General features: G+C 39.3%; 4 protein-coding genes. All 4 read right to left on the reverse strand.

Annotated features, from left to right (window positions below; translation table 11 throughout):
* Positions 1-23: 23 nt before the first annotated feature.
* The 4 genes from OXQ85_RS20455 to OXQ85_RS20470 are packed head-to-tail and all read right to left on the reverse strand — an operon-like array spanning position 24 to position 6,363.
* Positions 24-572: a DUF2652 domain-containing protein gene (locus OXQ85_RS20455; RefSeq protein ID WP_267406987.1), complete on the reverse strand. Its 549-nt coding sequence runs from the start codon at positions 570-572 to the stop codon at positions 24-26.
* Positions 573-630: 58 nt separating this feature from the next.
* The gene (locus OXQ85_RS20460; protein ID WP_267406988.1) at positions 631-2,049 is read right to left on the reverse strand and encodes a TolC family protein; all 1,419 of its coding nucleotides are present in this window, start codon (positions 2,047-2,049) and stop codon (positions 631-633) included.
* Positions 2,050-2,067: 18 nt separating this feature from the next.
* Positions 2,068-5,208, reverse strand: coding sequence for an efflux RND transporter permease subunit (locus OXQ85_RS20465; RefSeq protein WP_267406990.1), 3,141 nt, complete (start codon positions 5,206-5,208; stop codon positions 2,068-2,070).
* 9 nt (positions 5,209-5,217) lie between these two features.
* Positions 5,218-6,363, reverse strand: coding sequence for an efflux RND transporter periplasmic adaptor subunit (locus OXQ85_RS20470; protein WP_267406992.1), 1,146 nt, complete (start codon positions 6,361-6,363; stop codon positions 5,218-5,220).
* Positions 6,364-6,521: the final 158 nt, after the last annotated feature.

A 6,521-nucleotide genomic window follows, 5' to 3' on the forward strand; every position in this document is an offset into this window, starting at 1 on the left:
ACAAGGAATTAAAAAATATAAATCTAAGTCTCGAAATAATGGATAACTCCAACTTCGGGATGATGTTTTTTCTCTGAATTAAAATCATGTTCACTGTTCTGGCTGCTTTCCAGAAACGAATTGCTGAACAAAACATACGACGGATTTTCTGCTAAACCGTTCTTTAACATTTGATGAGCCTCCACAATCGTTTTTCCGTATAATTTTCTGAAATTTCCGATGTTGTATTGCGAAAATTTGCCATAATGAACGATAAATTTTAATGATAAATCGATCACCATGCTTAATGATGTACTCAATTCTTCCACTTTTTGGGTAAAAGCATTCTGCATACTCCTCAACATCTTTGAAATTTTTTGGTACGATGGTTTTTCATCATATCGATAAAATAAAATGGCATCGCCTTCGATTTCCGAAATTTCAAAATACTCATTATTCATATCAATGAGCGTAGAAAGTAGTTGTCTTACAATATATTCTCCGGTATAAAGTTTAGTATTGAATACAAATTCCGTAAACCCGCTAAAATCCGGAATAAGAATAATGCCATCTTTAATATTTGTATTCTCCATAATAGTTTTGGGGTTAAAATCCTGTTACCTCCTTAGACGTAACAGGATTGATTTTACTTTATTGCCATCCTCCGCCAACAGAGCGGTAAAGGGTTGTTATGGCATTTAATCGTTGAGCTTTCAGAGAAGCTAGATCTAATTCGGTTTGCAGTTTATTGGTTTGAGCCAAAATCACCTCAACATAAGTCGCTGAATTGTATTTAAATAACAAATCTGCCTTTTGCACCGCTTCATTTGATTTTTTAACTAAACCTTCTGCAATTTTCTGCTGTTCTTCCAATTTTTGAATCTGAACTAAAGCATCCGAAACCTCACCCACAGCTTTTAAGACCGACTGTTTAAAATTGATTTCCGCCTGTTCTGATACAATTTTTGACTGTTCGTATTGCGTTTTCAATTGCTTACCATTCAAGATTGGTTGTGCTAAAGTTCCCAATACAGAACCGAAAAGCGAGCCCGGAATATTAAACCAATTGGTTGCTTTAAAAGCATTCAAACCACCTTGAGCAGTGATATTGAAAGACGGATACATATTGGCTCTTGCTACATTTACGGAAGAAACGCTTCTTCTTACATCGAGCTCAGCACTTTTAATATCAGGTCTGTAACTCAACAATTCGGAAGGAATTCCTGTTGCGATATTGTCGGGTGACTGAACATTATTTAAACTCGCACTTCTTTCAATTTTATCTGGCATTGAACCTGTTAAGATACTCAACGCATTTTCCTGAGTTGTGATCGAACTTTCAATAGCGGGAATTGATTTTAAGATCTGGTCTTTTACAATTTCCTGTTGCTGAACGGCTAAAGCTGTTGTTAAACCTAATTCTTGTTGTTTGGTTAAAAATTTCAGCGTGTTATCAGAATACGTCAGATTCGATTTGGTAATTTCCAGTTGAGTATCCAGCATCAGTAGATTATAATATCCCTGAACAACGGTCGCTACCAACTGCGTTTTCACCGCTTTTGCCGCTTCCTGAGTTTTCAGATAATCTGCCAGAGCCTGTTCTTTTCTGCCTTTAATCTTACCCCAAATATCAGCTTCCCAAGAAATATTGATGGAAGTGGTATAATCCTGCATGTATCGGCTTCCCATGAATTGTCCCGCCATCATTCCGTTCATACTGTTATCTGAAGGTCGGTTTACACTTGCATTGGCGATGGTCGCGCTTACGGTCGGCACATTTCCCCATTTGCTTTGATTATAGGCTAATGATGCAAATTCGATTTGCTTTAAAGCAACCTGCAGATCATTATTCTGCGCCATTGCCTTATCGATTAAACCAACAAGAACAGGATCTTTGAAGAAATCTTTATAACTTATTTTAGCGATATTTTCGTTGTTATCCGCTACGATACTGTCACTTCTGAAAACTTCAGGCATTTTCACTTCGGGCTGTTCATACTTCTGAACTTTACAGGCAATAGCAGTTCCCGAAATCAATGCGATATATGCTATATTTTTAATTGAATTCATTTTTAAAAATCATTTGAATTAATATTCCCAATCCGCTTCTGTCACTACTCTGCCGTTGATTTTCTCATGCAACGCCTGAAATACCACAAACAAAACAGGAACCACGAAAACTCCTAAGATCGTCCCGAATAACATCCCTGAAATGGCAGCATAACCAATAGAAAGGTTACCCATTGCAGATGGTCCTACCACGAAAATCAGCGGAATTAAACCGGTAATGAATGCCAATGAAGTCATCAAAATCGGACGAAGACGTGCTTTTGCTCCTTCTACTGCTGAAGCAATCAGGCTTTTCCCTGCTCTACGTCTCTGGATGGCAAATTCTACAATCAGGATCCCGTTTTTCGCTAATAGACCAATCAACATCACCAAAGCGATCTGTACGTAAATATTGTTGGATAATTCCGCAAAAGTAATTCCCACAAATACCCCTGATAAACCAACCGGAATTGCGATCAATACCGCAAACGGAAGAATATAACTTTCATACTGCGCCGATAATAAAAAGAATACAAACACGATACACAATCCGAAAATCATCACCGACTGTGAGCTTGAACCCGCCTCTTCACGGCTCATTCCTTTATAATCATAGGTGTATCCCGGAGGAAGAACCTGCTTGCTCACTTCTTCAATCGCTGCCATCGCTTGTCCCGTACTGAATCCAGGAGCCGGCATCACCGTTAAATTCGATGAGTTAAACAAGTTGAAACGGTCTACCACTTCCGCACCGGTTACCTGTTTCAGACTTACCAAAGTGTTTACAGGAACCATTTCGCCTGAACTGTTCTTCACGAAAATTCCGTTTAAGGATTCTTTATCCTGTCTGGTTTCCGGAGTAGATTGTACCAAAACTCTGTAGTATTTCCCGAATCTGTTGAAATCCGAAGACTGAATACTTCCGTAATATCCCTGCATCACCCCTAAAACATCAGAAACGCTTACGCCAAGCTGTGCTGCTTTCACTTCATCTACCAACACTTCATATTGAGGATAGGTTACATCAAAAGTGGTAAATGCCACCGCAACTTCAGGTCTTTGCATCAAAGCGCCCATCATTCCGTAAGAGATATTTCCTAAATTCTGAAGCTCACCGTTTGTTCTGTCCTGAAGAACCAGTTCCATTCCACTTGTGTTTCCGAAACCATCAACGGTTGGAGTATTAATTACAAGGAAATTCGCTCTTTTATCCTGAGAAAGCATTCCCTGAACCTGACCGATAATATCGTTGATATTGCTTACCTGACCTCTTTCTTTACCATTTTTCAGTTTAACGAAAATCGAAGCTGCCGAAGAAGACATCGAACCACTGAAAAGATTCAGTCCGTCTACCGAAATTACTTTATCTACCGCAGGGTTTTTCATTAATTTATCTTCCGTATCCGAAACCACTTTCGACGTTCTGTCTTTTGAAGCTCCGGGAGCCAAATTGGCTGTTACGATGATGAAACTCTGATCTTCATCTGGAATAAATCCTTTCGGCGTTGTCATCGACATCCATGCGAACAATCCGCCGAATACCAAAACAATAGCTAAAGCAATCCACTTTCTTTTCAATAAAAATAAAACAGCTTTTCCGTAACGGAAGGTCAGTTTGTTGAAACTCGCATTAAATCCGGCAAAGAAACGATCTTTGAAATTCATTTTTTCATGAGAATCTGCATGATGTTGTTTTAAGAAAATCGCACACAAAGCAGGACTTAAAGTCAAGGCATTGATCGCAGAAATTACAATGGCAATCGCTAATGTCAACGCAAACTGCTGATAAAATAATCCTGTTGAACCACTCATAAACGCCACCGGAACGAATACAGCAGACATAATTAAGGTAATCGAAACAATCGCTCCCGTGATCTCACTCATCGCCGACATGGTTGCGGCCCTCGGGTTCAGTTTTTTATGTTCCATTTTAGCATGAACCGCTTCCACGACGACAATGGCGTCATCCACCACAATACCAATGGCCAGTACGAGGGCAAATAACGTTAATATATTGATAGAGAACCCGAAAACTTTCATAAAGAAGAACGTTCCTACGATAGAAACCGGAACTGCAATCGCCGGAATCAGAGTCGAACGGAAATCCTGCAGGAAAATATAAACCACGATGAATACAAGGATAAACGCTTCAATTAAGGTATGAATTACCTGTTCAATCGACTGGTCTAAGGCATCTTTTGTCGCATACGGAATTTCATATGCCATTCCTTCAGGGAAAGATTTTTCCAGTTCTTTCATTCTTTGCTGAAGGGCAATCTGCACTTCATTCGCATTCGAACCCGCCATCTGGAAGATAGCCATCGTTACGGATGCTTTTTTATTATATTTCGAAGCAACGGTATAACTGTATGCTCCGAATTCTACTTTCGCAACATCTTTTAATTTTAAAACAGAACCATCGTTCAGTGCTTTAATCGTAATATTTTCATATTGCTCGGGCTCGGTGAATTTTCCTTTGTAACGAAGAACATATTCCATCGCTTCTTTACTTCTTTCTCCGAATCTTCCCGGTGCTGCTTCCAGGTTTTGAGTTTGAATCGCTCTTGAAACATCGGAAGGTGTTAAATTATAAGAGGTCAGTTTATTCGGATCCAGCCATACTCTCATCGAATAATCCTTGTTTCCATACACCATTGCATCTCCTACTCCTTTTACCCTTTTCAGTTCCGGAACGATGTTGATTTTTGCATAATTTTCAAGGAAAAGATCGTCCATAGAACCATCTTTACTCGTTAAGGAAACCATGGCAATCATACTGTTTTGTCTTTTAACGGTAGTGATTCCCGCCTGAACAACCTCCGAAGGAAGCTGATTGGTTACCTGTGCAACTCTGTTCTGAACGTTGATCGCTGCCTGATCGGGATCCGTTCCCAGTTTAAAAATAACAGTAATGGATAATGAACCGTCGTTACTCGCTGTAGACGTAATATAATCCATGTTTTCCACCCCATTGATGGCATTTTCCAATGGTGGAGCTACCGATCTGGCAATCGTTTCAGCATTGGCTCCTGGATAGGCTGCCGTTACCATCACGGTAGGCGGTGCAATATCCGGAAATTTCGTAATCGGCAGGCTTACCATACCGACAACACCCAAAATAACAAGCAATACGGAGATAACCGTCGCCAGTACGGGTCTTTTTATAATTTTCTTTAACATGATTTTTTCTTACGATTTTTTCGGTTGAGCAGTTTTCTTTTGTGCTACGACAGGAGTTCCCGGCTGTAGTCTGTCGAAACCGGTGGCGATGTACTGATCTCCGCCTTTTAATCCTTTGGATACGATGAAATTGTCGCCTGCTTTTCCACTTACTTCAATCGGAAGCATGGCTGCTTTTCCGTCTTTAATGGTGAACACAAATGTTTTATCCTGAATGGTTCTCGTAGAAGCGACTGGCAATAAAATGACATTACTGTAGAATTGATCTAATACAATTTTCCCTGTATTTCCGCTTCTTAAAAGATTTTTAGGATTGGAGAATTTAGCTCTTAAGGTAATGGAACCTGTTGTTTTATTAAACTGCCCTTCCACCGCATCAATTTTTCCTTTTTCATCGTACTTTTCACCACCTGAAAGCAATAGAGAAACCATTGGCGTATTTTTAATAATCTCATTGATACTGCTTCCTTCCGTTTGTCTTTGGAAATTATTAAAATCATTTTCACTCATGCTGAAATACGTGTAAACATCATGAATATCAGACAATAATGTAATTGCTTCCTGATTAGAAGGCGTCATTAAACTTCCTAAACGGTAATTGAATCTTCCGATATACCCGGTCACCGGAGCTTTTATCGTTGAAAAATTAAGATTGATCTTCGCCGATTCAATCGTAGACATCGATTGACTTACCGCTCCTCTTGCCGCATTATAAGCCGCTTCTGCTTCTTTCACCTGAATATCCGAAACCATTTTATTTCTGAATAATTCCTTTTTTCGGTCTAAATCTATTTTGGAGGTTGAAAGATTCGCCTGTGCTGTGATTAATGCTGCCTGAGCGCTTTTTAATTGTTCCTGAAAAACACGGTCTTCAATTTTGAACAATGGCTGCCCAGCTCTTACAAAGTCACCTTCGTCTACGAAAATTTTGCTTAAATATCCCGTTACCTGCGGACGGATTTCCACATTAGAAACCCCTTCAATAGAAGCCGCATATTCTCTTGAAACGGAAGCATCGCCCTGCTTCACAATTTCTACCGGAAGTTCCGGAGCCTGCTGCTGATAGGCATGATTTGGATTATCTTTTTTACACCCGGTAAATACCAATAAGGTTACTCCAAGTATAATCGATTTCTGAATAGAAAATCTCTGCATAACACTTTTCCTTTAAATTTTACGAGGCAAAATTCGTTTGAAAAAAGTTTTATGGAAATACTCGAAAAACGTCTAAATTTGTCAAAAAGACTTCTAATTTTAATGAATTATGAGAAATATCATGCCTTTAGAATTTGGTTATTTGTGATTTTTGTATC

Source organism: Chryseobacterium sp. GM_Chr_2 (assembly GCF_026540445.1).
GTDB lineage: Bacteria > Bacteroidota > Bacteroidia > Flavobacteriales > Weeksellaceae > Chryseobacterium.